The 26,000-nt window shown below is 64.3% G+C and carries 29 protein-coding genes and 1 tRNA gene; 10 read left to right on the forward strand and 20 right to left on the reverse strand.

Features of this window, described 5'->3' with window-relative positions:
* Window positions 1-2 precede the first annotated feature (2 nt).
* Entirely contained in the window at window positions 3-764 is a 762-nt protein-coding gene (locus LMT64_RS06650) for an SDR family NAD(P)-dependent oxidoreductase (RefSeq protein WP_126351455.1), read from the forward strand.
* A 7-nt stretch (window positions 765-771) separates the two neighbouring features.
* On the opposite strand, the gene LMT64_RS06655 is transcribed toward LMT64_RS06650, so the two are convergent.
* Complete coding sequence (locus LMT64_RS06655) at window positions 772-1,740, reverse strand: cation diffusion facilitator family transporter (protein WP_126351456.1); 969 nt, start codon at window positions 1,738-1,740, stop codon at window positions 772-774.
* 53 nt (window positions 1,741-1,793) lie between these two features.
* A complete protein-coding gene (locus LMT64_RS06660; RefSeq protein ID WP_126351457.1) occupies window positions 1,794-2,564 on the reverse strand; it encodes a metallophosphoesterase family protein in 771 nt (256 codons plus the stop codon).
* Window positions 2,565-2,615: 51 nt separating this feature from the next.
* Between LMT64_RS06660 and LMT64_RS06665 the strand changes: the two genes are divergently transcribed.
* From LMT64_RS06665 to LMT64_RS06680, 4 genes are all read left to right on the forward strand, one after another.
* A complete protein-coding gene (locus tag LMT64_RS06665; protein WP_126351458.1) occupies window positions 2,616-4,328 on the forward strand; it encodes a M3 family oligoendopeptidase in 1,713 nt (570 codons plus the stop codon).
* Between the two features lie 568 nt (window positions 4,329-4,896).
* Complete coding sequence (locus tag LMT64_RS06670) at window positions 4,897-5,898, forward strand: asparaginase (RefSeq protein WP_126351459.1); 1,002 nt, start codon at window positions 4,897-4,899, stop codon at window positions 5,896-5,898.
* Window positions 5,899-6,055: 157 nt separating this feature from the next.
* Window positions 6,056-6,331 carry an SDR family NAD(P)-dependent oxidoreductase gene (locus tag LMT64_RS06675; RefSeq protein ID WP_229253449.1) on the forward strand — a complete coding sequence of 92 codons (276 nt, stop codon included), beginning with the start codon at window positions 6,056-6,058 and terminating at the stop codon, window positions 6,329-6,331.
* Window positions 6,243-6,476, forward strand: coding sequence for a hypothetical protein (locus LMT64_RS06680; RefSeq protein ID WP_229253464.1), 234 nt, complete (start codon window positions 6,243-6,245; stop codon window positions 6,474-6,476). The genes LMT64_RS06675 and LMT64_RS06680 overlap by 89 nt, the downstream gene beginning before the upstream one ends.
* 6 nt (window positions 6,477-6,482) lie before the next feature.
* Here LMT64_RS06680 and LMT64_RS06685 read toward each other — a convergent pair whose 3' ends face one another.
* The 12 genes from LMT64_RS06685 to LMT64_RS06740 all read right to left on the reverse strand — a co-directional run bounded on the left by LMT64_RS06685 (window position 6,483) and on the right by LMT64_RS06740 (window position 18,218).
* Window positions 6,483-6,770, reverse strand: coding sequence for a hypothetical protein (locus LMT64_RS06685; RefSeq protein WP_126351460.1), 288 nt, complete (start codon window positions 6,768-6,770; stop codon window positions 6,483-6,485).
* Window positions 6,767-7,615, reverse strand: coding sequence for a 4-(cytidine 5'-diphospho)-2-C-methyl-D-erythritol kinase (locus LMT64_RS06690; protein ID WP_126351461.1), 849 nt, complete (start codon window positions 7,613-7,615; stop codon window positions 6,767-6,769). Before LMT64_RS06690 ends, LMT64_RS06685 begins: the two co-directional genes overlap by 4 nt.
* Window positions 7,608-8,381, reverse strand: coding sequence for an IspD/TarI family cytidylyltransferase (locus tag LMT64_RS06695; protein WP_229253091.1), 774 nt, complete (start codon window positions 8,379-8,381; stop codon window positions 7,608-7,610). Before LMT64_RS06695 ends, LMT64_RS06690 begins: the two co-directional genes overlap by 8 nt.
* A gap of 36 nt (window positions 8,382-8,417) precedes the next feature.
* A complete protein-coding gene (locus LMT64_RS06700; RefSeq protein WP_267869765.1) occupies window positions 8,418-10,046 on the reverse strand; it encodes an ABC-F family ATP-binding cassette domain-containing protein in 1,629 nt (542 codons plus the stop codon).
* 108 nt (window positions 10,047-10,154) lie between these two features.
* Window positions 10,155-10,715, reverse strand: a complete 561-nt coding sequence (locus LMT64_RS06705) for an AAA family ATPase (protein WP_324295857.1) — start codon at window positions 10,713-10,715, stop codon at window positions 10,155-10,157.
* Complete coding sequence (locus tag LMT64_RS06710) at window positions 10,702-11,253, reverse strand: UbiX family flavin prenyltransferase (protein ID WP_229253094.1); 552 nt, start codon at window positions 11,251-11,253, stop codon at window positions 10,702-10,704. The genes LMT64_RS06705 and LMT64_RS06710 overlap by 14 nt, the downstream gene beginning before the upstream one ends.
* Window positions 11,254-11,261: 8 nt before the next feature.
* Window positions 11,262-12,788, reverse strand: a complete 1,527-nt coding sequence (locus LMT64_RS06715) for a carboxypeptidase M32 (protein WP_126351464.1) — start codon at window positions 12,786-12,788, stop codon at window positions 11,262-11,264.
* A 144-nt stretch (window positions 12,789-12,932) separates the two neighbouring features.
* A complete protein-coding gene (locus tag LMT64_RS06720; protein ID WP_229253095.1) occupies window positions 12,933-13,901 on the reverse strand; it encodes a dioxygenase family protein in 969 nt (322 codons plus the stop codon).
* A gap of 394 nt (window positions 13,902-14,295) precedes the next feature.
* Complete coding sequence (locus LMT64_RS06725) at window positions 14,296-15,282, reverse strand: acetyl-CoA carboxylase carboxyltransferase subunit alpha (RefSeq protein WP_126351466.1); 987 nt, start codon at window positions 15,280-15,282, stop codon at window positions 14,296-14,298.
* Window positions 15,279-16,160, reverse strand: a complete 882-nt coding sequence (gene accD / locus LMT64_RS06730; protein WP_126351467.1) for an acetyl-CoA carboxylase, carboxyltransferase subunit beta — start codon at window positions 16,158-16,160, stop codon at window positions 15,279-15,281. The genes LMT64_RS06725 and accD overlap by 4 nt, the downstream gene beginning before the upstream one ends.
* Window positions 16,161-16,412: 252 nt before the next feature.
* Window positions 16,413-17,741, reverse strand: coding sequence for a thymidine phosphorylase (locus LMT64_RS06735; protein ID WP_126351468.1), 1,329 nt, complete (start codon window positions 17,739-17,741; stop codon window positions 16,413-16,415).
* Window positions 17,742-17,846: 105 nt separating this feature from the next.
* Complete coding sequence (locus LMT64_RS06740) at window positions 17,847-18,218, reverse strand: hypothetical protein (RefSeq protein WP_126351469.1); 372 nt, start codon at window positions 18,216-18,218, stop codon at window positions 17,847-17,849.
* Between the two features lie 298 nt (window positions 18,219-18,516).
* On the opposite strand from LMT64_RS06740, the gene LMT64_RS06745 reads away from it, so the two are divergent.
* A complete protein-coding gene (locus LMT64_RS06745; protein ID WP_126351548.1) occupies window positions 18,517-18,915 on the forward strand; it encodes an acyl-CoA thioesterase in 399 nt (132 codons plus the stop codon).
* 55 nt (window positions 18,916-18,970) lie between these two features.
* On the opposite strand, the gene LMT64_RS06750 is transcribed toward LMT64_RS06745, so the two are convergent.
* The gene (locus LMT64_RS06750) at window positions 18,971-20,380 is read right to left on the reverse strand and encodes a hypothetical protein (RefSeq protein WP_126351470.1); all 1,410 of its coding nucleotides are present in this window, start codon (window positions 20,378-20,380) and stop codon (window positions 18,971-18,973) included.
* A gap of 293 nt (window positions 20,381-20,673) precedes the next feature.
* Between LMT64_RS06750 and LMT64_RS06755 the strand changes: the two genes are divergently transcribed.
* Window positions 20,674-21,126: an acyl-CoA thioesterase gene (locus LMT64_RS06755; protein ID WP_126351471.1), complete on the forward strand. Its 453-nt coding sequence runs from the start codon at window positions 20,674-20,676 to the stop codon at window positions 21,124-21,126.
* Complete coding sequence (locus tag LMT64_RS06760; RefSeq protein WP_126351472.1) at window positions 21,123-21,386, forward strand: hypothetical protein; 264 nt, start codon at window positions 21,123-21,125, stop codon at window positions 21,384-21,386. The genes LMT64_RS06755 and LMT64_RS06760 overlap by 4 nt, the downstream gene beginning before the upstream one ends.
* A gap of 102 nt (window positions 21,387-21,488) precedes the next feature.
* Here the strand turns inward: LMT64_RS06760 and LMT64_RS06765 are convergent, their stop codons facing one another.
* Together LMT64_RS06765 and LMT64_RS06770 are read right to left on the reverse strand one after the other, a co-directional pair.
* On the reverse strand, window positions 21,489-22,742 hold the full coding sequence (locus LMT64_RS06765; RefSeq protein WP_126351473.1) for an aminopeptidase: 1,254 nt from the start codon (window positions 22,740-22,742) through the stop codon (window positions 21,489-21,491).
* Between the two features lie 64 nt (window positions 22,743-22,806).
* The gene (locus LMT64_RS06770) at window positions 22,807-23,277 is read right to left on the reverse strand and encodes a hypothetical protein (protein ID WP_126351474.1); all 471 of its coding nucleotides are present in this window, start codon (window positions 23,275-23,277) and stop codon (window positions 22,807-22,809) included.
* Between the two features lie 219 nt (window positions 23,278-23,496).
* Here LMT64_RS06770 and LMT64_RS06775 point away from each other — a divergent pair.
* Window positions 23,497-23,573: transfer RNA gene (locus LMT64_RS06775), tRNA-Pro, on the forward strand.
* Window positions 23,574-23,625: 52 nt separating this feature from the next.
* On the opposite strand, the gene LMT64_RS06780 is transcribed toward LMT64_RS06775, so the two are convergent.
* From LMT64_RS06780 to LMT64_RS06790, 3 genes are all read right to left on the reverse strand, one after another.
* Complete coding sequence (locus LMT64_RS06780; protein ID WP_126351475.1) at window positions 23,626-24,315, reverse strand: excalibur calcium-binding domain-containing protein; 690 nt, start codon at window positions 24,313-24,315, stop codon at window positions 23,626-23,628.
* 136 nt (window positions 24,316-24,451) lie between these two features.
* Complete coding sequence (locus LMT64_RS06785; RefSeq protein ID WP_126351476.1) at window positions 24,452-24,790, reverse strand: RNHCP domain-containing protein; 339 nt, start codon at window positions 24,788-24,790, stop codon at window positions 24,452-24,454.
* On the reverse strand, window positions 24,787-25,254 hold the full coding sequence (locus LMT64_RS06790) for a hypothetical protein (RefSeq protein WP_229253096.1): 468 nt from the start codon (window positions 25,252-25,254) through the stop codon (window positions 24,787-24,789). The genes LMT64_RS06785 and LMT64_RS06790 overlap by 4 nt, the downstream gene beginning before the upstream one ends.
* 68 nt (window positions 25,255-25,322) lie before the next feature.
* Between LMT64_RS06790 and LMT64_RS06795 the strand changes: the two genes are divergently transcribed.
* Window positions 25,323-25,997 carry an MOSC domain-containing protein gene (locus LMT64_RS06795; RefSeq protein WP_170165930.1) on the forward strand — a complete coding sequence of 225 codons (675 nt, stop codon included), beginning with the start codon at window positions 25,323-25,325 and terminating at the stop codon, window positions 25,995-25,997.
* Window positions 25,998-26,000 lie beyond the last annotated feature (3 nt).

A 26,000-nucleotide genomic window follows, 5' to 3' on the forward strand; every position in this document is an offset into this window, starting at 1 on the left:
CCATGTCAGGTAAGCAGCAGGGATATGGAGGGCGGCGGGTGGTGGTCCTGACCGGGGCCAGCAGCGGCATCGGCGCAGCGGCAGCGCAGGAACTGAGCGCCCGCGGCCACGCCCTGGTGCTGGTCGCCCGGCGGCGCGAGCAACTGCATCAGCTGGCCCGGCAACTGGACCCCAGCGGCACACGCGTGATGGCCATACCCGCCGACGTGAGCGATCCTGCGGACCGTGCAGCCCTGATTGGCGCGGCGCTGGCACACTTTGGGAGAATAGACGTCCTGATCAACAACGCTGGCATCAGCACCGGAGGCGGAAAGTGGTGGGAACACGAGGACGCGGCGCAGGTGCTACGGGTCAATCTCGAAGCACCCATTGAACTGACCCGGCTGATCTTGCCCCAAATGGTGCAGCGTGGCAGCGGCCAGATCGTGAATGTGGCGTCAGTGGCTGGGCAGGTCGGCGTGCAGGGGGTCTACAGCGCCAGCAAGTTCGGCCTGCGCGGCTTCAGCTTTGGGCTGCGGCGCGAACTGCTCGGCACGGGTGTGACCGTCAGTGTGGTGTCGCCGGGTTTCGTGCGAACCGAGATGACGGCCCGCTCTGGCCTGCCCATGCCCGGCCCGGAGGCGGTGGCCCGCGCCATGGCCGACATTCTGGAACGCCCCCGGCGCGAAGTGACCGTACCGGGCGTGTACCGGCTGCTGTCGGCACTGGGCCGGGTCTTTCCAGGCTTGACCGACCGTCTGGTGCGCCGTTACCTCTCCCGCTGAATTTGCCCTAAGGGTGCAGCCGCGCTGCCACCCCTGGGTCTGAATGATGGCCGGGCAGTTCCAGTTGCACCGTCACATGCCCGATGTCATAGCGCCCGGCCACCTCCTGTGCAGCGTGGATCAGCTCCGGGCCGCCGCGCTCGCTGACCAGGTGTGTCGTCAGGTTATTTTGCCCGCTGGTCACGCTCCAGACGTGTAGGTCGTGGACCTCAGTCACACCCGGCAAGGCCGCCAGGTCGGCGCGCAGGGCGTCCAGATCGATACCTTCGGGCACGCCTTCCATCAAGACATTCACACTGGCCCGCAGCAGCGACCAGGTGCGTGGCACCACCCACAGCCCGATCAGGGCGCCCAGCAGCGGGTCCACCCAGTTCCAGCCGGTGAACATGATGATCAGCGCCCCGGCGATCACGGCCACCGAGCCGAGCAGGTCACTCATCACCTCCAGATAAGCCGAGCGCACGTTCAGACTGTCCTGGTCGCCGCCGATCAGCACACGGGCGCTGATCAGGTTGACTACGAGGCCCAGCGCGGCCACGATCAGCATGGGCAAGGTCTGCACTTCGGTAGGCTCCAGCAAGCGCTGCACCGCCTCAAACAGAATGTAAAACCCGATGGCCAGCAGCACCGCCGCATTGACCGCCGCCGCCATGATCTCGGTGCGGCGGTAGCCGAAGGTGCGCTGGCGGTCTGCCGGGCGCTGCCCCACCTTGACGGCCAGCAGCGACAGGGCCAGCGCCGTCACATCGGTCAGCATGTGTCCGGCGTCGGACAGCAGGGCCAGGCTGCCGGTCAGCAGGGCATAGACGGCTTCCACGACCAGGAAAGTGCCGGTCAGGACCAGAGCAATGGTCAGCTGCCGAGCGGTGGCCCCAGCGCCGTGGTTGTGCCCACCCTGGCCGTGACCACCATGACTGTGCCCTGTGTGACCGCGCCCTGTGTGACCCTGCTCAGTGTGCCCATGCCCATCACTCATGGCCCCAGCCTAGAGCAATACTGGGGCCGACAACACGTTGCTTGGGACAGTCTCTACTGCCCCCGGCCCAGACGGTCAGCCAAAGCACGCGGCAGGTCTGACGCCCGCAGGTCGCGCTGAGTCTGGTCCACATCGTAAGGAACGCGGAAGACCTCGAAGCAGCGCCGCTCCGTATCGTAAACTCCGTAAGCCGCGCGGGGATCACCGTCCCTGGGCTGACCGATGCTGCCCGGATTCAGAATCACGCGGGCCTTGGGCGGGACCGGATAGCGGATGGACGATTTGATTTCCGGAATCGCCAGCGGCTGATGACGCATCCACTCGGCGTCGGTGCCCTGCAAGGTGGCAAAGGCCGCTGGGACGTGGGTATGCCCGACCAGGGCCAGCGTGCCGCCCCACTCGCGGAAACTGCGCCGGGCCGCATTCAGGTCGGTGTATTCGTTCAGCGAGAGCGGCGAACCGTGCCGCAGCCGCGCGCCGAGGTGGGGTTCTTCGATCACGTCTTTCCAGGTCCGCACGAAGCGCAGGTCGCGCTCGCTCAGGCGGCCTATCTGCCAGACCAGAACCTGGGTGCCAGTACCAACAGTAGCCGTGCGCTGGCCGTCCACCAGTTGCAGCAGGCCCAGGTCGTGGTTGCCCAGCAGACACTGGGCATTCAGCCCCCTCAACACTTCCAGCACCTCGCGGGGGTGGGGACCGTAGCCCAGTGCGTCACCCAACGAGAAGACGGCTCCGTAGCGGGCACCGTCCATGTAGGCGTGGTCAATCACGGCGTCCAGCGCCGGTTTGTTGGCGTGAATGTCAGAGAGGATCAGGGCGCGCACAACCCACAGCATAAAGCCGGAAAGGGAGGTGACCGCGCGTACACTGAGGATATGAGCAATCTGGAAGCCGTAGAGCAGACCCTTGCCGTGCCTGCTGCCCACAGTCAGTGGGCTTATTTTGAGCCGCGCTATACCGCCCTCCTCGACCGCGAACTAAGCGCGGCAGAGGTGCCTGCCTGGCTTCAGGAGTGGAGCGACCTGGCCGCCGAGCTGGAAGGCACCAGCAACCGCCTGAGTGTCCACGCCGACCTGCACACTGACGATGCGGCCATTCAGAAGCGCTTTGAGGGATTCATGGCCGAGGTGGTGCCGCAAGCCAAACGGGCCGATCAGAAACTCAAGGAAAAGTGGCTGGCCGTCCCGGACTATCAGCCTGGCCCCGATACCGAGCTGCTCTACCGCCGCGTCAAGGACGCCGCCGACCTGTTCCGCGAGGAGAATGTGGAACTGGGTGTGCGGCACTCCGAACTGACCAACCGCCACTCCAGCCTGACCGGCAACCAGAAAGTCACCTTGGGCGGCGAAGAACGGACTGTACCGCAGGTCCGCCAGCAGTTGGATAGCCCTGAACGTAGTGTACGTGAGGCCGCCTGGCACGCCCTGGCTGACAGCAATCTGGAACTGGCCCAGGAGCTGAACCCACTGATGCAGGACTTGCTGACCGTGCGCCGTCAACTGGCCGCCAACGCCGATTTGCCGGACTTCCGGGCCTTCCGCTGGCGCGAACTGGACCGGGTGGATTACACACCTGAGCAGTGCGCCGACTTTCACCGGGCCGTGGCCGAGCGGGTGGTGCCGTTCGCAGCCGAGAACATGCAAGCCATTGCCGATGAGCTGGGCCTGGAGTCCATCCGACCCTGGGACTACAGCCGCACCAGCCTGCTGGACCCCCAGGGACGCCCCCCCATGCAGCCTTTTTCGGGCAGTGCCGAGTTGGAAGATCTGGCGCAGCGGGCCTTTAAGGGACTGGATCAGGGCCTGGCTGACCGCTTTCAGCAGATGCGCCGTGAGGGCCTGCTGGACCTGGAATCGCGCGCTGGCAAGATGCCGCACGCCTACTGCAACTACTTTCCGGTGACCAACCAGCCGTTCGTACTGATGAACGTGGTCGGCACCGCCAACGACGTGCAGGTGCTGTTTCATGAAGTCGGCCACGCCTTCCACGGTTTTTTTTCCGGTGACGCGCAGCCGCTGTCCTGGAACCGCTGGAGCCCGATCGAATTCGTGGAAATTCCCAGCATGGCCATGGAATTCCTGACCCTGGACCACCTCAGCCACGCCTTCAATGACGAGGAAATGGCCCGCTACCTGCGCAAGCAACTGCTGGGCGTGGTGGCCTTTTTGCCCTGGGCTGCACAGATGGACGCCTTCCAGCACTGGCTGTATGTGGACGCCCCGCAAGACGCGACCACCGAGGACCTCAACGCCAAATGGCTGGAGTTGGACCGCACCTACAGTCCCTTTATCAACTGGGAAGGGCTGGACGAAACGGTGCGTGCCCAGGGCTGGCACTACTACCACATCTTCCAGACGCCCTTTTATTACATCGAATACGCGATGTGCTACCTGGCTGCCGTCAGCATCTGGCGCAGTGCTCAGAGCGATCCTGCCGGTGCGCTGGAACGCTACAAGGCCGCCATGCGGCTGGGCAGCACCCGCCCGGTGCCGGAGCTGTACGCCGCCGCTGGGGCCGAGTTCCGCTTTGACGGTGAGTACATCGGCGGGCTGATGGACTTCCTGCGGGAGCAACTAAAAGAGGCCTAGAGGTCATCCGGAACATGGGTGTGAGGACCAAGCCAGTCTATGTCTCCTCGCTCTCCTGCCGAGCTGTACCCGTCTGCTCACCTACAACCCGCGGAGGTACGCCCACCTCCGCGTTTTTCCGAGGCAACCTCAGGTTGATCCGGCTCAGCCAGGGCCGAGTCACGCCCGCATAAAGCACATCAGCAACGAACGGTCACCAAATACCGCCCCGTGGCGACCTCAAGAACAGATGTTCAGGTCGCCACGGCTCACCTACTCTCCGCCACCACCCCCACCATCTCCCCCGCCGTCACCGCCCCCGCTTTCCTGCCAAACAAGACGCCAGGTGGGTAGCTCTCACGACCATCAACCTGACCGTCTGCAACACGCAGTTCCAACGTCGGGCCCAGCCACCATCCCAAGCGGCCCCGCAGCTGATTGCCCTCCCAGGGTAGTCCCAATGAGATTCCAGCACTGAAGTGTCCGACGCGTCCACGCACCTCACCCGACATGATGCAGCATAACGGGGTCGTGTCAGGTGCAAGTGGCCTGAGATCATGCAACCAGCGGCCCAGGCCTATACTGCCCCATGACCCTTCCTGCAGCAGTGACCTACCGGCGCGGCGGTCTGGATGAAAGCCGCCACACCGTGCATCTGGCAGTGGTAGATGCCGCTGGCCGCCTGCTCGCCGCCTGCGGTGATCCGGACCTGGTGACCTTCCCACGCAGCGCCAGCAAGCCAGTGCAAGCGCTCCCGCTGGCCCTCGCTGCGCCGGAATTACCGGGTGACGAGCTGGCGATTGCCTGCGCCAGCCATGCCGGCACTCCGCTTCATCTGGCTGCTGTAGGACGCCTGCTGGCCCGCAGTGGTAGCACCGTAGATGACCTGCGCTGCGGAACCCACCCGCCATTCGACCCGCAGGCCGCCGCCGAACTGATCCACCGGGGCCAGGCGCCTACCCCGCTGCACCACAACTGCTCGGGCAAGCACGCTGGGATGCTGCTGGCCTGCGTGCTGCACGGCTGGCCAAAGGAGGGCTACACCGAGCACGACCACCCCTTGCAGCGGCACATCCGCGAACTGCACGCCGAGCTGGCAGATGTGCCGCTGAACGCCATTCACACTGGCACCGACGGGTGCAGTGTGCCTGCCCTGGCCCTGCCGCTGCGCGGGGCGGCCCGCATTTTCGCCCGGCTGGCTGACCCGCAGCCGTCCGGCGACCTGGGCGCGGCGCTGGGCCGGGTCTTCGCGGCCATGACCACGCACCCGGACCTGATTGCAGGCCCAGGGCGGCTGGACACCACGCTGATGCCGCTGGTCCCCGGTCTGGTCGCCAAGATGGGCGCCGAGGCTTTTTATGGGATGGGGCTGCGAGACACGTCCCAGGGACCACTGGGCATCGCCTTCAAAGTGATGGACGGCGGCGAACGGGCCCGGCCTTACGTGGCACTGGCCGTGCTGGAGGCGCTGGGTTGGCCGCTGACCCCGGAGCTGCGGGCACTGGCCCCGGCGCAGCAATACAACTGGGCTGGGCGTGAGGTGGGCGAGGTACGGGTGGACCTGCGGCTGGAAGGGGCAGCGGCACTCTAGACTGCCGACATAGCCCAGACATTGCAGGGACGCACTGTCGCTGTAACCGGAGCCAGGAGGGGCAGCGGACCATGCATTGCTGAAGTGCTGGCCGCACCGGGAGCGCAGGTGATTCGGTGGAGCACGCGATGTGAGCAGCACGCCGCAGCTGGATGGCGTGCAAGCCTTCGCGCAGGCGACCACCGCCGCCGGAGCTGACGCCCTGGTCAACAACGCGGGCGTCGGCAAATGCATGCCAGTCGAGGACATCACCCCTGAGGAGTACCGCCGCGTCATGGACACCAACGTACTGGGACTTATTCTGACCAGCGGCGCGTTTATTCCGCATTTCCGCCGCCCACGCCGTGACCCAGGCACTCGCCTACGAGGGTCACGGGTACGGCCTGCGCGTCAGCGAAATCCGCTCGGGCAACGTGGACACCTTTTTCAATGATACCCAGCCAGGCACGCCCAAAAAAGAGGCGTGGCTGAAGCCCGAAGAGATCGCCCAGGCCGTGCTGTATGCGCTGAGTGCCCCGCCGCACGTGCGGATTGACGAAATCCTGCGGCATCCCACTTGGCAGCCAGTCACTTTTTAGGAGGTTTCAGGTTGGTCCTGTCCAGTAGCCGATGGCAGCTTCGTCCTCGGCCAGTTGCTCTAGGCGCTCTAACATGTCCGGGTCGTCCCGCGTCAGGGCGTCTACGGTCAGCCTACGGGCATGGGCGATCCGGCGCACCAACTCCGGCGAGAGGTGACGGTGCAGTTCATGCATGGCACCTGCTTCGCCGTACCTGAGCTGGTACAGGCCCAGCCGGTCCAGCGAAACGGTGAGGTTTTCCAGTACTTTCCAGACTTCCAGTAGCTCGGCGGTGTCCAGTGTCTTGGGGGTCATCCGCCCACCTGGGCTGCCGCCACCCACCACTCCGGCTGCTGCGCCTGGATGGACTGGGCAGCAGCCGTGGCCTGAGCCGCGTCCCGCGCCACGCCAAAACAGGTGGCCCCGGAGCCGCTCATCAGGACCGAGTGCAACCCCGCGTCGGCCAGGGCCACCAGGGTCTGTTCTATTTCAGGATGACGGCTCAGCACTCCGGGTTGCAGTGAGTTGAAGTAGGGCAGTTCGCGCCCATCTTCCAGTGCCCGGACGATGCCGGGAACATTCAGGGTCGGGCTGAATTCGCCGCTCTCGTCCAACCAGCGGTAAGCGTCGGCGGCACTGACCTCGCTGCCGGGATTCGCCAGCACCAGCCAGGCGGGCGGCAGCGTAACCGGGCGCAGGCGCTCGCCCACGCCTCCGGCCAGCGCCGGGCCGGCGGGCAGGAAAAACGGCACGTCGGCGCCCAGCGTGAGCGCCAGGGCGGGCAGGTCAAGGTCTGCCGGGTACAGGTCGGCCAGCGCCCGCAGCGTGGTGGCCGCGTCGCTGCTGCCTCCGCCCAGGCCCGAGGCCAGCGGCAGCCGCTTGGTCAGGGTGATGTGGACCCCGGCGTCCACCCCCGCCGCGTCCAGATAGGCGCGGGCGGCGCGGTAGACCAGATTGCGCCCGTCGGTGGGCAGGCCCGCACCATATGGCCCGCTGCAGTCCAGCGACAGCGCAGGCGCCGGCCTGAAAGTCAGTTCGTCGCCCACGCTGAGCGGCACCATCAGGCTGTGCAGCTCGTGGTAGCCGTCCGGGCGCACGCCCAGCACGCTGAGGCCCAGGTTGGTCTTGGCGGGGGCAAAGTAAGTGGCCGGGTCAGTCATGGACACCATCCTGCCACGCCGCCGCCAGCGCCTCGGCCAGCGCCAGGTCGCCCGCCCGCGTCACCTTCAGCAGCCGGGCGTCCCCTTCTACCAACTCGACCGTGTGGCCCAGCCGGGCCACCAGCCCCGCGTCGTCGGTGGCCGCGTGTCCTTCGGCGGCGGCGTAGGTGTGGGCGTAGTGCAGCAGCTCGCGCCGAAAGCCCTGAGGCGTCTGAACCGCCCAGAGGTCTTCGCGGGGCACGCCCTCGATCCAGAAATGGTGAGGGTTAAGGGTTGATGGTTGATGGTCGGTTTGTTCTGCGCCACTTTCTACCCTTTGTCCTCCGCTCTCCGCCTTCTGCCCCCCCAGCACCAGCGAATCCGCCACCGGCAGCGCGGCCGTGGCCGCTCCCGTGCGCCGCACCGCCGCCTGCACGGCCCCGATGAGGTCAGCGGTAAGAAAGGGTCGGGCCGAGTCGTGAATCAGGACGTGTTCGGCGCTCACGGCTTCCAGCAGCCGCCGCACGCTTTCCTGGCGGGTCGCGCCGCCGGTCACGGTCCGCACACCTTTAGGCACGTCGTCCGGCAGGGCCAGCCCTGCGGGCAGCGCCACCACCACCTCGGCCACATGCGGCTGCAAGGCGCCGACGGCCCAGGCCAGCAGCGAGCGCCCGCCCACCGTCACGGCGGCCTTGGGGCCATGTCCCAGGCGGGTGCCGGAGCCGGCAGCGGGGATGAGGGCGGCGAAGGAGGAGAAGGAGGAGCTGATGGAAGATGCTTGGGACACGGTTAGCAGGCAGTCTACCTAACCCACTGAGGTCCATCACTGCACGTCTACCCTGTCCCCGCCTACTTCCCACACCTGCCCCGCCACCCGCTCCACCAGCCGCCGGTCATGGGTTGCCAGCAGCACCGTGCCCGTGTAGCCCCGCAGCACGTCTTCCAACACATCCACCATCGGCGCGTCCAGGTGATTGGTCGGTTCGTCCAGCAGCAGCACCTGGGCGCGGGTCACGCTCAGGCGGGCCAGGCTGAGGCGGGTGCGCTGCCCGCCCGACAGCTGCTCAGTGGGCGTCGTGGGGGCAGGCAGGAACAGCTGCGCGGCGATTTCATGGAGCTGGTGCGGGGTCAGATGCGGGTTGGCCGCCAGTAGCGCTTCTGCCAGTGTGCCCAAGCCGGACAGTTCCTCGCCACCCTGCCCAGCGCTGTACATGGTGAGGCCCGCGCCCCACACCACGCGGCCCGTGTAGGGCAACTCGCCCAGAATGGCCCGCAGCAACGTGCTTTTGCCTGCGCCGTTTTCGCCCACCAGCGCCACCTTGTCGCCGCGCCGAAGGTGTAGATTCAGACCGTCCAGCACCGTCCTTTCTCCTCGCTGCACCGTCAAATCTTCTACACGCAAGACCTCCGAGGGGCCGGGGGGAAGCGGCGGCAAGTCCAGTGTGAGGCGGCGGCGGTCATCAAACGGCTTGGCAGTGGCCTGCGCGTCCAAGCGGGCTATCTGCTGTTCAAGTCGCTGCGATGTACTCGCATGGACATTCTGCGAGTTCTGCGCCTTGGACCGGGTAACGAACTTGTCACCGTCGGGAGCGCGTTTGTGGTTGTACTGCGCCGCGCTTCTTGCCCGGCTGGCCGACCTCCGGCGCTCCTCATCCAGCGCCGCCCGCTTCCGCCGATACGCCGCGTGGTCCCGTTCCTGGGCTACACGCTGCACGGCTTTCAGGTCCATCGCGGCAGTGTAGGGTGCAGGATAGACGGCCAGCGTGCCACGCTCCAGTTCGGCGGTCTGGGTGCTCACTGCGTCCAGAAAGGCGCGGTCATGGCTGACCAGTACAAAGGCCGCAGGAGAGGCAGTGATCCAGCCCTCCAACCAGGCCAGCCCCGCCGCGTCCAGATGGTTGGTGGGTTCGTCCAGCAGGTACACGTCGGCAGGTGAGAGCAGCAAGCGGGCCAGCAGAAGCCGCCGCGTCTGCCCGCCCGACAGCTCTGCGGCTGCGGCCTGTGGGTCCAGCGCCAGAGCGTCCAGCACGGTTCCCGCCTGGGCCTCAAACTCATAGCCGCCCACCTGCCGGTAGGTTTCCTCGGCCTCAGCAAAAGCGTTCAGGGCGGCGGGTCTGGCCGTATGCAGGGCAGCGGTGGCCTGGGCATAGTGCTGCGCCGCTTGTCTGAGGGCGCTGGGCTGCACCGCGTCCAGCACGCTTCCAGTGGGGTCGCCCGCCTGCTGGGGCAGATAAGCCACGCGGCCTGAAACCCGCACTTCCCCCGCAGTAGGCGCAAGTTCGCCCGCCAGGACGCGCAGCAGCGAGGTTTTACCGCTGCCATTTTCCCCGATCAGGCCCAGGCGTTCCCCAGGGTTCAAGCTGAAGGTAATGTCATTAAAAACTGTATGGTCGCCATAAGTCAGGGCGACAGAAGTGGCCGTAAGCAAAAGATTTCCTCCACAGAACTTCACAGGCCCAGACAGGTGTTTGGGCGGCGAAAAATTGTTGCGGTAGAAAATCAGCTGCTCAAGTTCACTGGGCCCTTTGAATGGGGGAAGACCGAACCGCCCGTGGATGCCCTAGGGCGCGGGCGCGTTGGGGAGAGTGTAGCCGAGCTTGTCCAGTTCGGCAAGGAGTGACGCTGCCGCAAGTTCTGGGGTGAGCCTCGCGAGGTCAATTTGTACTGTGGGGATGGTCCAAGGCTGGTACGTCTTACATGAGGACAGAACCTCTTCCCAGGACGGAGGTGACCAACGTCCGACGTAATTTGCCGCGTCAGAGAAACGTCCTTCCACGCGCCTACGGTGTTCTCCCAGGTCGGAGCACGAGACTTCGACGTTGATGAGGTTCGCTTCAGCCTGCCGAGCAATCTCCTGCCAAGCAGTCCGCGTCTCGGAAACAGGATTCACGCAATCTACGACCACATCATGGCCCAGCCTGAGGTTGTCTAGCGCCAGAGCGTAGGCCACAGCGTACCCCTCAACCATCACGCGCCTCAGCCCACTGTTCGACAACGCAGCTTCAACCGAATCGACCCTGAGGTAAACAGCCTTGCCGTAGCCCAAAAGACTACGAGACAAAGTGCTTTTGCCTATGCCGGGTAATCCAGAAAAAACAATCAGCGTGCTACTCACCCTCACCCCACCGCCTGAACCCCCCCGCCTCCAGCCCGAACTGGTCCAGCACCCGCACCGTCACGAAATGCAGCAGTTCGTCCACACTCCCAGGCGCGTGGTAAAAGCCGGGGCTGGCGCTCATGATGGTCGCGCCCGCATCATGGGCGGCCAGCATGTTGAGCAGCATGGGCCGGGGCATGGGGTCTTCGCGCAGGACCAGCGCGAGCGGGCGGCGCTCCTTGAGGGTCACGTGGGCGGCGCGGCTGACCAGGTTGTCGGCCAGGCCGTGCGCGATTTTTGCCAGCGTGCCCGCGCTGCACGGCACCACCACCATCCCGTCCGTCCGGAACGACCCGGAGGCGACGCTGGCCCCCAGGTCGCGGTCCTCGTGCACCACGGTGGCCAGGGCGGTCAGTTCGTCCAGCCGCACCCCGCCCTCGGCGGTCATCACCCGCTTGGCCCCGCTGGTCACGACCAGATGGGTTTCCACGTCCAGCCGGCCAAGCGCACGCAGCAGGTCCAGCGCGTAGGGAATGCCGCTGCCGCCCGACACCCCCACCACCAGACGCTTCAGAGTTGCACCCCGTACAGGTCGCTGTATTTGCCGCGCAGGTACTCTAGATACGGCCCAGCACTCAGGTCAGAGCCAGTCACGCGCTGCACCAGTTCATTGGGAGTGTAACGGCGGCCGTGCTGATAGATATTCTCGCGCAGCCAGCCGTGCAGTGGGCCGAATTCTCGCCGGGCAATCTGGTCGTCCAGCTCCGGCAAGGCCTGCCGCGCCGCTGCAAAGAACTGACCGCCCATGATGTTGCCCAGCGTATACCCCTGAAATGCCCCGGCAACTGGACCAAAAAACCAGTGGACATCCTGCAGCACGCCGTCTTTCAGGTCGGGGGACTGAACGCCTAAATTGTCCTGATAAGCACTTTGCCAGGCGTCGGCCAGGTCACGGACGGCCAGGCGTCCAGCCAGCAACTCCCGCTCCAGCCCAAAGCGCAGCATGACGTGCAGGTTGTAGGTCAGCTCGTCGGCATCGGTGCGGATCAGCGAGCGGCTCACCGCGTTGCTGGCGCGGTAGAGATCCTCGTCACTCACGCCCCTCAGTTGCTCAGGAAAGGCCGCCCGGAAATCCTCGCCGTATGCCGTCCAAAAGGCGCGGCTGCGGCCCACCAGGTTTTCCCAGAGGCGCGACTGGCTCTCGTGTACTCCGGAACTGACGCCGCCGCCCAGTGGCGTGCCCAGATAAGCGTCTTGTATGCCCATCTCGTACATGGCATGCCCGGATTCGTGCAGGGTGGAGTACAGCGCGTCCATGGGGTCGTCTTCGCGGTAACGGGTGGTGATCCGCACGTCCCGGTCACCCAGGCGGCTCATGAAGGGGTGATGGGTCAGGTCCTGGCGGCCCCGCGAGAAATCGTAGCCATAGTCGCGGATCACTTCCTCGCCGAAGGCCAGTTGCTGCGCCAGCCCGAAAGGACCACGGCTCAGCTGACGGCTTGCGTCCTCAGCAGCCTGGGCGGCAGTCACGGCCTCGACCAGTGGCACCAGTTCGCGCTGCAAGTCCCCAAAAATCTGCGCGATCTGGTCGGCGCTCATGCCCTCGTCGGACTGGTCAATGTAAGCGTCGTGCGGATTGGCAAAATCCTCGTGGCCCGCCGCTTCCAGGGTCAGGTCCAGCGACTTTTCCAGCAGAGGGATCATTCCCGCCCAGTCGTTGGCTGGACGGGCTTTGGTCCAGGCCGTGTAGGTGCGGCCCCAGTGCTCGGACATTTCCCCCACCAGTCGCTCCGGCAGGCGGGTACTGCGCCCGAAGGCTTTGCGGGCCAGCGCCAGGGTCCGTTCCTGCTCGGGGACAAGGTCGCCCCGGTTTCCCAGACGCTCCAACAGGCGGCCATAATCCGCGTCTGTCGCGTGGGCGTGGGCCAGGCGCGACAGCAGCGCCTGTTGACGGCCTCGGCCCTCGGCAGCGGCTTCGGGGAGATAGGTGCTCTGATCCCAGCCTAACACCGATTCTATGTTGTTCAGGTCCCTGATTTCCCGGTAATGGTCCAGAAAAGCCTGCCAGTCGCCGCCCTGCGAATGAGTTGTGGTCATGACTCAAGATAGTGGATTAGGTCTGGGAAAGCGCATGGCACGGCCAATCCTTAGCAAGCCCAATCGGCATCTCCATTTGAACCGTAAGCTCCCAGCGAGGACACAGGAAAAGGGCGCACCTGATCGTGTGCCCCTTCGGTCCTTTTAGGGTTGAATGCCGACGGTGATGCTGGCCGTGTAACCGGTGCTCAGGCTACCGCTCACCCGGGGCATCTGAGCCTGCACACCGTCGCTGAACACGTTGTCGGACGCCAGGGTGATGCGGTTCAGGTTGGCGACACTGCCTGAGTAGCGTCCATCGGCGTACACAGCGCGGCTCACGTCCTCCGGCATGGCAATCTGGGAAACCAGGGCCACATTCTGATTCACATTGCCCTGCGCCGCTGTGGCGAGGTTGGGATAAATCTCGAAATGGATGTGTGGCCAGCGACCTGCGTAGCAACCGGGAAACACCGTCTGGAAGGTCACCTGTCCGCTGCCGTCCGTGACCTGGGCACCGCGCAGGAAATCCTCGTCCACGATGGCCTGCGAGTACAGCGAGTATTCGCCGTCTGGGGTGCAGTGCCACACGTAGATCACGTAACCGCTCAGCGGGGCACAGTTCGTAGCTACATTGACCAGCGTCATGGTCAGTGTCAGGGGCACGCCGTCCACTGCCGCGCCGCCGTCTATAGAGCGGGTCAGGTCACGGCGGACAATACCGCTGTTTTCCAGGATGTTGACCGTCTGGCCGGATGCCTGGCTGCCGTCGGCGGGATAGGAGCCCTGGGTTTCGGTGGGCAGGGTGGTGCATTCGCCGTTCACACTGGTGACCGTATCGGCGTCACCTTGTCCACCGCCGGGACCGCCGCCTATGCCGCCAGGAGGTGGGCCGCCGGCCGGGGGCAGGGGCGGACCCCCTCCTCCGGCCAGGGCTCCGCGTCCCAGCGTGGCAGCGCCCAGCAGCGCGCCAACCCCCAACGCCCCCAGGCTCAGGACCCGGCGGCGATCCATCACCGAGCGGGTCATCATTCCCGCGTCGACCCCCAGGCCCAGATGAGTGAAATCGTCCGGTGCGTGGTCATGGTCATCATGGTCCTCGGGCGTCACCAGCAACAGTTCTTTGTCCGTCATCTTCGGCTCTCCTTCCTTTGCCAAAGCGGCGGTGTGCCGCCTAGCTGTCTCTATCCTAAAACAGCCGGATTCAGAACTTGTGTAGAAGGACGGATGAAATTTTGACCGGAGCAGCGTTAGGCTGGAGGGATATTTTTAACATTCAGTAACGAGAGGATCTAGTCTTGTCATCATCCGTAAATCCAGCGGTTCTGATCACTTTGGGCACTGAGATCGTCTGGTGGCCTGGATGTCCTCAGGGCAGAGGGCACCGCTTTCCCAGCTTCTGTACTGGCGGCGGCCTCGGAAAATCGTGGAGCTGGGCTGTAGGACTCAAAGCTTAAGATCACTGCCCTGTCCGAGAAAACGAAAAAAGCGGGCCACCGTCTGCCCGCTTCTGTATAGCTCCTGATTTTTAGCGTTCCTCGTACTCGCCCATGACCCGGAATCGTTCGGCGCGTCCGGCCAACAGTTCCTCGGCGCTTAGGCCACTCAGTTCCTGTAAGTGACGGCTGACCGCTTCTCCCAGGGCCTGTGCGGCGGCGCCGGGGTCGGTGTGGGCTCCGCCTTCCGGCTCCGGAATCACTTCTTCCACAATGCCCAGCTCCAGCAGATCGGGGGCCGTCAGGCGCAGCGCCTCGGCAGCCTCAGGCGCCTTGGAAGAATCTTTCCAGATGATGCTGGCGCAGGCCTCGGGGCTGATCACCGAGTACCAGGCATTTTCCATGATCAGGACGCGGTTACCTACGCCAATCGCCAGCGCACCGCCAGACCCGCCCTCACCGATGACGGCGCAGACCGCCGGCACTTTCAGGCGGCTCATCCGCTGAATACTTTCGGCAATCGCCCACCCCTGGCCGCGCTCCTCGGCCTCAATGCCAGGGTAGGCACCAGGCGTATCGATCAGGGCCACGACCGGCAAGCCGAACTTGTCGGCCAGGTCCATCAGGCGCATGGCCTTGCGGTAGCCCTCGGGATTGCTCATCCCGAAGCGCCGCATGATCTTGGTCTTGGTGTCACGGCCTTTTTGCTGGACCAGCAGCATGACAGGTCGCCCCTGCCACAGCGCTGGGCCACCCAGCAGAGCTGTGTCATCACCGTAGAGGCGGTCCCCGTGCAATTGCACGAAGTTCTCAGTCAGCCGCTCCACATAGTCCAGCGCCGTAGGGCGGCCCGGCGCACGGGCCAGACCCACCCGTGCCCAGCGCTCACCACCACGGCGTTCTTCTGTCGCTTCAGCATCACCTTTTTTGCCCTCATCCTCGGCGCGGCGCAGCTTGGCGACTTCTTCACGCAGTGGGGCCAGGGCCACCTCCAGGTTCTGCCCAGTCTTGCGGGCGGTCTGTTCCAAGTCGCGAACCTTATGTTCCAGTTCACGCAGCAGGTCGGTCATCGTACTCATGGCTGCACCTCACCCGCAGCTGCGGCACTGGGCACAGGCATCTGGGTCAGAATCCGCAGCAGCCCGGCCAGATAGTTACGCTGCTCACGGCGGTCCACCACGGCGTCTAACATGCCGTGCTCCAGCAGGAATTCCGAGCGTTGAAAGCCTTCGGGCAGGTTCTGGCGGATGGTCTGCTGAATGACGCGCGGCCCGGCAAATCCGATTAGGGCTCCAGGCTCGGCCAGGATCACGTCGGCAATGGTCGCAAAGCTGGCGGTCACGCCCCCGGTGGTGGGGTCACTCAGCACGCTGATATACGGCAGCCCCTTGGCATGCAGGCCTTCCAGGGCCACCGTTGTCTTGGCCATCTGCATCAGCGAGAGGGCACTTTCCTGCATGCGTGCCCCACCGCTGGCTGCGACCAGCACCAGGGGCAGTTCCGCTTCAGCGGCGGCTTCGGCAGCGCGGGCGATTTCCTCACCCACCACACTGCCCATACTGCCCCCGCTAAAGGCGAAGTCCATGACCGCGACCATCACCGGCACGTCCACGATGCGGCCCCGCCCGGTCAGGATCGCCTCAGGGCGGCCCGTCTTGGCCTGGGCGCGGCTCAGACGCTCTGGATAAGTTTCGGTGTCCACGAAGTCCAGCGGGTCAGTGGGCCACACCCGGCCCGACAGCTGCTCGAAGCTGCCCGTGTCCAGCAGCACCTGAATCCGCTGTGCCGCGTCCAGCCGCAGGTGATGGCCGCACTTGGGGCACACCCAGCTGTTGGCGTCCAGGTCCTTGTTGTAGACGGTTTCTTTGCAGGCTGGACACTTGGTCCAGAGGTCGGGCAGGTCCGCGCCGGCCTGCTGCTTGGGACGGCTGCGGCGGAAGAAATGCTCAAGCGCCATAGGGTTTAGTCCTCCTCAGGGATAGTACGGGCCATTCTACGCAGAAAGTGGGTCCCAGCGCTTGAACTGCGTCCAGAAGGCCGAGGGGGCGACGTGATACATCCTCTGTGCCCCTGGAAGTCTCTCCTAGAAGTCATTCGGAACATGGGGGTGAGGTCCGAAGCAGCTCTAGCCACAACAGGCCACCACCGCAAAAAGGCGCGAGACGGACACAACTGCCCGCACGCGCCCCTAACCAGCGGCGGACTGCCCTCAGCCCGCTGTCTGCTCGCCCGTCACCCGTCCCAGAATCAGGCCATGCTCCTCAGGCTGCTCGGCGCTGATCTGGATGCCCGCTTGCAGCAGTTCCTGGGCACGTTCCAGGCCGCGTCCATCCCGGTGGTACAGGCGGTACACCACATCGCCCGCTGCCACCTGCTCACCAGGTTTTTTGACGGTTTCTACGCCCACACCTACATCGATCGGCTCGCCCTTGCGCTCGCGGCCACCGCCCAGGGCCAGCACGGCGCGGCCTACACTCAGGGCGTCCAGTTTGACGATGTACCCGGCTTGCGGCGCAGTCACTTCGGCGCGTCCTGGGGCCACGTCCAGCCCTTCGGGGGTTTGGACCAGGCGGCCGTCTCCGCCCTGAGCACTCACAAAGGCTTCCAACTTGGCGAGGGCGCTGCCATCTTTCAGGGTGGCGGCGGCGCGTTCACGCGCCTGGGCTTCGTCTGTCTCCCAGCCACCGGCCAGCAGCACCTCGGCGGCCAGGGTGACACACAGTTCGGTCAGGTCCTCAGGGCCTTCCCCCTTCAGGGTGGCGATCGCCTCCTGCACCTCCAGGCTGTTGCCGGCCATGTGGCCCAGCGGGGTGTCCATGTCGGTCAGCACGGCGCGCACGTTACGCCCAGCCCGCTGACCGATGTCCACCATCGCTCTCGCCAACGCCCGCGAATCGTCCAGCGTCTTCATGAACGCTCCGGCTCCCGACTTTACGTCCAGCACGATGGTCTGTGCGCCTGAAGCAATCTTCTTGGACATGATGGATGAGGCGATGAGGGGCAGGCTTTCCACCGTGGCGGTCACGTCGCGCAGGGCGTACAGCTTGCCGTCGGCGGGGGCCAGGTCCTTGCTCTGCCCCACCAACGCCAGGCCAATGTCACGGGCCTGAGCGATAAAACGGTCCTCGGGCAGCTCAGGGTTCCAGCCGGGGAAACTTTCGAGCTTGTCAATCGTGCCGCCGGTATGGGCCAGGCCGCGCCCGCTCATCTTTGCGACCGTCAGGCCCAGCGCGGCCAGCATCGGCGTCAGCACCAGCGAGGTCTTGTCGCCCACGCCGCCAGTGGAATGTTTGTCCACTGTATTTTCCAGTGCACTCAGGTCCATCTGGTCGCCGCTCTCGGCCATCACCAGGGTCAGGTCGGCAGTTTCCTGCTCACCCATGCCGTTCAGGAACACCGCCATCAGCCAGGCACTCACCTGGTAGTCGGGCACCTCGCCGCGCGTATAGCCGCCGATCAGCTGTTCCAGCTCGGCGCGGGTATGCTCGCCGCCGCTGCGTTTCTTGGCAATCAGGTCGGGAATGCTCTGTTGGCTCATGGGGTCATTGTAGGACCATAGAGGTTGATGGTTAATGGGTGATGGGTTCGCCGCTTCGCGGCTGATGGAGAGTGATACGCCAGTTTGAGAGGCGACTGTAGGTCACTACTCCAGCATGAAATGGGCCACCGCGTCGTCCCTGGACGTGCCGCGCACGATGCAGGTGAAAGGCGTCCGCACATCCACGCCGTAGGCGTTCTGCGCGGTCACGCTGGCCTGCCAGACCCAATGATCGTCCATCCAGCGGGCGTGCGGCTCATAGGGGAAGCGGGCGCTGCCCGGCACTTTCATTTGCTGCTGCATAGCTACCTGACAGCGGGCCTCCGCGCCAGTGTGTTCCATATCCTCTAGGGAGCGGGGGCCACCCAGCGCGGGGGCGAAACAGGACCACAGCAAATACATCAAGCCGCCAAAGAACACCACTTTGAACCACAGAGGCGGCTCAGGCTGACCCGCCAACGTCTTTTGTTGCTCCATAGCTCCCAGCCTACTCAAAGGAGGTCCAGATAGCCCCCATTTTTGCCGATCAAAGCATGCCTAGGTCACACAGAGCAGCATGACTTTTTCCGCCCGCAGCTCTATGCCGATCTTTAGACGTTAGATTCTTCAGCGGACGATACTCCATCACCCATCAGCCGCGTCAACGGCGAACCCATCAACCCTTGCCCCCCGCGTTATCCTGCTCAGCGTCATGAGCGAAAGCAACCCTACGACCATCCCGGCCACCCCCGACGCCGCCCCCCAGAAGGCCCCCGCGCCCCGCAGCCGCGCCCGGATGCTGGAGCTGGTCTTTCCTAAGGACACCAACTACCACGGCACGGCCTTCGGGGGCTTTGTGCTGTCACTGATGGACAAGGCCGCCTCGGTAGCTGCCGTGCGGCACGCCGGGGGCGCGGTCGTCACGGCCCGCATGGACGGCGTGGACTTCCGCATGCCGATCCGGGTGGGCGACGCCGTGGCGCTGGACGCCCGCGTGGTCAAGGTGGGCCGCTCCTCCATGACCATTCAGGTGGACGTGTACCGCGAACATATGGCCAGCGGCGAGCAGGAACTGGCGACCACCGGCACCTTCGTCTTCGTGGCGGTCTACGAGAACGGCAAACCCCGCCCGGTCGCGCCGCTTGACGAGAACATGAGCGGCGAAGCTTGGGGCAGCGCCACCAGTCGGCCCTAAGCCAGCAATGCCGCCGCTCATCCACCAGGTGAGGCTGCGGCACTGAGGCCAAAGCTCACTCGCTCATCACAGCTCTTTCGTTCAATTCGAAGTCCAGGGGCAACAAGAAGTATCCGCTGTTGCCCGAAGCGGGATCATTTGCAGCGCGGGGCGGCTTCTGCGGGTTCCCGAAGCCCGTATCCGTCGTTCCCGAGGCATACAGATAGTCATGAGCGAAGGCCACTGGCCCCACGATTCTGCCGCGGTCAACTGGCGGATTCAGCTGACGGTCCAGCAGGTACACGTTGGGGAACGCTTCCGAGAAGCTCCCTGAGAGAATAAAGTTCTCGTTGTTGGCGGTAATGCGGCCCGTGTCGTCGGTGCTGATGTACTTCAGGTTAGGGATGAGGGCGTAGCGCTCCTCAGGTGTGCCCTGCGCCCAGTCGCGCCGCCAGCCCTCCAGTGGCACACGGTAACGCTCCAGCACCACACCATCGTTTCGCACGCGGGTCAACTGCGGGAAAGCAGCTGGCGTATCCGGATTCGCTGCACCCGCCGACATCAGGATGACCACATCTATGTTATTGGCGCTGATGTGTTCCAGCCGCACAGGTACCCCCGTCCGCCATACCCGGCTCCAGGTGACGCGGCCCTGTTTGACCTGCTGCACATTGATCAGTGATGGGCAAGCGGCGTCTTCGCAGCCAGTGGCTGGAAACGCCATGACCACATACTGCGTACCGTCGGTGGTGGCTGAGAATTCCTGATATACCCGCTCAGCATCAAAGCCAGTCAGGTGCTTGGGGAACAGGACGGGAGTGGTGGTCCGTACAATGTCACCACCCTGGGTCACGTTGCGGTTGGCCGTCACAACATCGGTGCGGCCCAAGGACGCAGGCACGCCAGCCAACATGGCCACATCCGTAGAGGAACGTTCAACCTGATAAAGCCGGCCACGGTCAACGGCAATGTTGCCATAAGGCAGGTCCAGATTCCCCCGAAGGGACGGCTCACCCATGAAACGGCCATACACGGCGAACCCACTGGTGGCGTAGTTGGGCGCTTCTTGGAACTGCCAGACACTGTCATAAAAACCTATGTCGTTGGGGGCATCACCTACCGTCGGCTCCATCACGGCCATACCGACCGCATAACGTCCGCCCGGCCCCTCAACCGGCGCAAAGGACGTGCCATCTGCTTTGAAGCTGTGCAGCTTGGAATAATAAACTCCTCCAGTGCCGCCGAAGACGGTGTTCACGAAAGGCCGGCCGATCGCGCTCACGCCCAGCTGGCTGTTGCCCGCCTTGTTGAAGACCCGAAACCCAAACATCAGCGGCCCTTTCCAGGCAGGGAGTTCCGAAGCCTGCGCTGAGACCCCAGCCGGACGCAACTCTCCTACCGCCATTTCCTGCTCCGGTGGCAAGGTGGCCTCCAGATCCGGCACCCGCTCCTGCTCAGCAGTGTCTGGTGCAGTGGGTTGCGACATACTGCAACTCAATAGGAGCAGGGGAATGCCGATCAACCTCAGCGAATGTTTCATAAAATCACCTCTAAAAGTCCTGACCACCTGCCGCACTTGATGGTCGGCATCAACAGAGGAACAGCACCTATAAAACGTAAGCTTTTACCCGTTTGCAATGTAGGCCCACTGCCTTCTCATAACATTTACCCATCAATCATTAAGCGTCCCTCTTGTAGCAAGGTCTGAGTCGTGCGTGCTTCTTGGGCACGTGTCCTCCAGCACCGCGTGATCCGTTCCCAAGCTCTAGACTTGCCGGCATGACTTCTCCTTCCGGACGCACCCATGCGCTGGCGGCGCTCAACTGGGACGCTGCCCACCACACCCCCATCCAGACCCGCTATTCAGATACGGACGCGATGGGGCATCTCAACAACGGGACGTACATCATCTACCTGGAGACGGCGCGAGTAGAGATGCTGCGCGGCATGGGCCTCAGCCTGACCGACATTCGCACGGTGCTGGCCCGCGTCGAGCTGGACTACGTAGCCGAGATCAAGTTGGAACAGGACGTCGTGGTGGACACGCTGCTGGAACGGCTAGGCCACTCCTCCTACACCTTCGTGGCCCGCGTGACCGCTGACGGCATACCGTGTGCCTATGCCCGCACCGTGCAGGTCAACCTGGGCGAAGATGGCAAACCCGGCCCGCTAGGCGAAGATCAACGCGGGTGGCTGAGTCGCTATCAGGCACAGGAGGAAGGCCACGCGTGAGCGAGTACGGCGACACGGTAACGCATTTGGGCTACTCCTGGCGGCGCGTAGACACCCTGCCCCGTCTGCTGGCCGAAGGCTGGCGGCGCGAACTGACTGACGGCTGCATTGCCTCGGCGCTGCTGACTCCAGACGGCTGGTCGGTGGCCGCTCCGGTGTATGAGGTCATCGCCGGCAGTTACCTGGGCGACGTGGGCCTGTATGTACCCGAAGTACAGTACGCCGAGGCGCTGGAGTTGCTGGGTATAGAAGAAGAGTAAATACAGCAGAGCCGGAAGGATTGACGACAATCCTTCCGGTTCTGCTGGAGTCGCCAGCGTGGTCTATCTGCGCTGGCGCCTCGCTTGATCTGCGCGAACAGCTCAGATCACAAACTCGCCGTTTTCCATCACTGGCTCTTCCTGACCATCTGCGGTGATGCCCGTAACACTCATGGTGGGGCTGCCAATCATCCAGTCCACGTGCACGATGGAATCGTTGCCGCCCAGGGCTGCAAATTCCTCGTCGCTCATGGTTTCACCGCCCCTCACATTAAAGCGGTAAGCGGCGCCCAGTGCGATGTGAGAAGCGGCATTCTCGTCATACAGGGTATGGTAGTGAAACAGACCCGACGTGCTGATCGGGCTGGAGTGCGGCACCAGCGCGACTTCACCCAGGCGGGCGGCCCCCTCGTCGGTTTCAATCAGCTCGCGCAGGGTGGCCTCGCCCTTCTCAGCGCTGAAGTCAGTCACTTTGCCGTCCTTAAAGGTCACACGAATGCCGTCCAGCAGCACGCCATTGTAGCTGAGCGGCTTGGTGCTGACCACCGTGCCGTCCACCCGGTCACGGTGCGGTGCAGTCCAGACCTCTTCGGTGGGGATGTTGGGCGTGAAGCGTCCGCCGTCTGGGCCGTTGCTGGCTCCGCCTCCCCAGACGTGACCCTCGGCCAGGCCCACGGTCAGATCGGTGTCGCTCTGCGCGTCGCGGAAACGCAGTGCCTGGTAGCCCTTGGCAGTCAGGTAATCGCGGCGCTTCTTTAGAGCGGCCAGGTGGTCTTCCCAGGCCTGCACCGGATCTGGCTGATCGGCGCGGGTGGCCGCAAAGATGGCGTCCCAGTGCTTGGCCTGGGCGTCTTCCTCGGAGGCACCTGGGAAAATCAGGGTGGACCAGCCGCTCAGGGGAGCTGCGATCAGGTTCCAGTTGACCGCATTGGTCATGACCTTCTGGGAGTAGGGCTTGCGGTAACGGCCCAGCGCCCGTGAGGCGGCGCTGACCCGTGAAGCGTCCACCTCGCCCAGCAGTCCCGGATTGCTGGCACGAATCGCCAGCACGGCGCCGCCTTCTTCGACCGTTTCCATCTCGGCATCCACGCGCCAGCGGCTCAGTTGCTCGAAGGAACCGTCTGGCGCCATCTGGTAACGCAACAGGTTGACGGCGTCGTCGTCCCAGCGCACATCTACAAAGCTGGACCCTGCCTCGTAAGCGGCGCGGACCAGCTCGCGGGCCAATGGCGCAGACTCGATGGGGGCTTCGATCAGCAGGCGCTGCCCGGGGCGCAGGCCCACCCCTACCCGGACGGCCAGATCGGCGTAGTTTTTCAGCTTTTGCTCAAAACTCAGATCACTTTTTTGGGTCATACCTCTCACGATACTCCGCCCAGCCACTGCGTCTCCAGAGGCCAGCTGCGCCAGCCTCCGACGTCTAGCGCACCACGTCGATCTTCTCGAAGATCTTTTTGGTACTGCCGTTGCTAAAGGTGAAGTTCCCAATCACGTTGATGGCCGTGTATTGGCGGTCTGGGCGGTGACGCACATGAATCGGAAGGTAGATGCTGTACTCGTAGTCCTCCACTTCAATGTCGATGTCTCCCCCGCCATGCGGTGTCCACACGTCTTGGCCCGGCAGCGCCAGCTTTTGGAGTTTGCCGCCCTGCGCCCACTCCAGTTCGTAGGTAAAGACGGCTTTGACGGGGACTGCGCCGTTGGGCGTGACCTTGACCGTGAGCGCGCAGTAGTTTGGTAGCCCCGCGACGACGTAGTTCAGGGGCGTCCCGCTGCGCGTCATACAGAGCTGCAAATACCATTGGTTGAACTTGGGGGCGGTTTGGGCTTGGGCGGGAACAGCAGCAATCAGACTCAGGGCAGCGGCAAAAGCCAGAGCAGGTTTCAGCATAGGGGTCTCCTAAAGGGGTTTGAGGAAGTGAACACAGGATGCACGGTCACAGACAGCTCAGGTCACACCGAAGGAGGCCGTCTGCCGATCTATTTCATACTAGGCGGAGCGCGCCCGCCCGCCCAGCAACTTTGCCGCCTAGCAGTCCCGAAACGTAGCAGCGCCGGGCCAAGCTTGACCCGTCCCGGCTGGCCGTGTATATTCCCTTGTGCTGAACGTCGAGGCGTAGCGCAGCCTGGTAGCGCACTACCTTGGGGTGGTAGGGGTCGTGAGTTCAAATCTCGCCGCCTCGACCAGCAAGAAAAGCCCTCCCGATCGGGAGGGTTTTTTCTATGGCTTGGGGGTGGTTCAGTCGCAGGCCACACCGTCACCGTCGTCATCTAGCTCGGGATGGTAGGCGGGACTGCTGCTGGGGATGTTGGTATACCCGCCCGCTGCCGCTGCCGCGCAGTTCGGGAAATAGATTTCTTCAATCACGGTCAGTTCGGGGGCGGCTCCTTCCTCAGCCTGCTGCTCGTAGTAGTCGCTAGGATCGGCCAGGACTGGCCCAGTATCGGTCGCGGCTGGCGTTGGCGTGGCCTCAGGTACAGAGCCGGCTGGGGCAGGCGCAGCTGCCGCCGGGGTCGGCACCGGAGCGGCCGAAGTAGGAGGCACCGGCGTCTCAGCCTGAGCTGGGGTAGAGGTTGTGGCGGGCGGTGTACTGGTCGCCGGCGCTGGCGTAGCGGGTGCGGCCGAAGCAGACTCGCTCTGGGTTTCATCACTTTCCGCCTCTGCCGCACTGCTGGGCGCTGGCGTGGCTGGAACAGGCGCAACACTGCTGTCGGATTCCGTGGTGGTCGTTTCCGTAGTGGTCGTCTGGGTTGTGGTGACCGAGCCGGGAGTCGTCGTCTTTTGCTCCGTGAGGGCAGGAGTGGTCTGTTGTGGCACCGTCTGGGCGTCTTCCTGCTCGGCGCAGGCCAGCAGGGCCGCGGGCAGCAAGACCAACAGTAGACGGGACCAGAGGCCGGACCGGGCAGATGTGCGCTTGGAATTCGTCATGGCTTACCTCAAAGTGCGGGTGAGAGCTGAAAAATGGAGAGGCGGTTCGCCGGATTCGGGCGTGGGAACACTGGCCCCTACTTAGCGTTTGTAGATCAAAGCGCCGTGAGAAGAGGGGGAGGCACTGTGAGAAGTGTTACAGGCGGGGCAGCTGGCTGAGGTCCACGATCAGGTCCCAGGAGTCGGGCTGCTGTGGGTCGTCCAGCGCGGCGCGGTTGCGGCCCATATGGCCACACTTCTGGCAACGGTGCACGATCATCCAGCCCTTTTTGCCGCTGTTTTCTACAGCTACAGGTTCCATCACGCCCTGACACTCGCAGGCCCGGTCGCCCGGAAAAATATCCACATGCAGCGAGTGCAGGCACACGGGGCAATGGTTCCGCACCGAGCCATTTTGCAGCGGCTGAATCTCTGCGCCGCAGTGGGCACAGACAAAGGCGTTGTTGGTGCCCTGTACGGTAAAACGGCGGGTCATGGTCGGCCCTCCGGTGACCCGTCACGGCGTCGGCGCAGGTCGTGGGTGCGGGCCTCCCAGCGGGCTTCCAGCGCCCGGCGCACCGGGCCATCTGCGACCAGAAACAGGCCCAGGAGCAAGAAGGCCAGCCCCGCCGCGCTGATGACCAGGCCCTGCATCAAGGTTTCACCGCCCAGCAGCCCGGCCATAAAGACCAGCATGCCAGTCAACATGCTCAGCGCCACCGTGATGCGCCAGGACCACACGCTGCCGCGCCAGACATTCCACATCAGCACCGCCGTGGCGATCAGGTACAGCACTTCCTGTAAGGTGCCCTCGGTGCGGCCCTGGAGCAGTCCAGCTACGGTAGGCACGGCCACCAGCAGCGGCAGAGCGATCAGGACCGCCCGCAGCCACAGCTGGCCCTGCTCTAGATCGTCGGGCGCCACGGACACGGGGCTTTCCTGTTCAGGCAACTTCGTCATGCCAGCATTTCAGCACACCTGACCGGGAAGAACAGGGCCGCTTGCCCTGCATGCTCTACGCTAAAGATATGACCCCTTCTCCCCTGCGCGTGCTGGCCCTCTTTCTGGGCGAAGTCAGCCTGATTCAAGTGGGCGCTAAAGCCTCCCGCAGCGGCATTCACAAGCGGCCCGTGCCTGAGGCGTGGCTAGACGCGACAGGTTTGCGCGGCGACCAGGTCGTGAACAAGCGCTATCACGGCGGCCCCGATCAGGCCGCCTATCTCTACCCACAGCCAGACGCCCTAGCCTGGGAGACCCATGGTTTACCAGCCGACCTGGGTCGCTCGTACTGGGGCGAAAATGTCCGTCTAGACGGACTGAGCAGCGCCGACATCCGACCCGGCGACCGGCTGCACCTGGGAAAAGTGGTGCTGGAAGCCACCGCGCCGCGCCTGCCCTGTGCGGTGGCCGCCGCGTACCTGAGCGACGTGTACGGGGGGCCGTTCGTCAAGGACTTCTATGCGCTGGGACGGCCCGGAATTTACGTGCGGGTGCTGCAACCGGGCCTGCTGCGGGTAGGCGACGTGGGCGAACTGGAACCCGGCGACCCTCAGGCCCCCACCCTGGCCGAACTGATGGCCCTGCACAAGCGCCGCAAGCCCGACCCCGAAACGCTGCACCGGGCGCTCCGCTCGCCGCTGTCCTACCGCCTGCGTGAGGAAGTGGCGGAGAAATTGACGAAAGTGGAGAGCGCCGTCAGCTAGACA

Origin of the sequence: Deinococcus radiophilus (assembly GCF_020889625.1) — a bacterium.
GTDB classification, from domain to species: Bacteria; Deinococcota; Deinococci; order Deinococcales; family Deinococcaceae; genus Deinococcus; species Deinococcus radiophilus.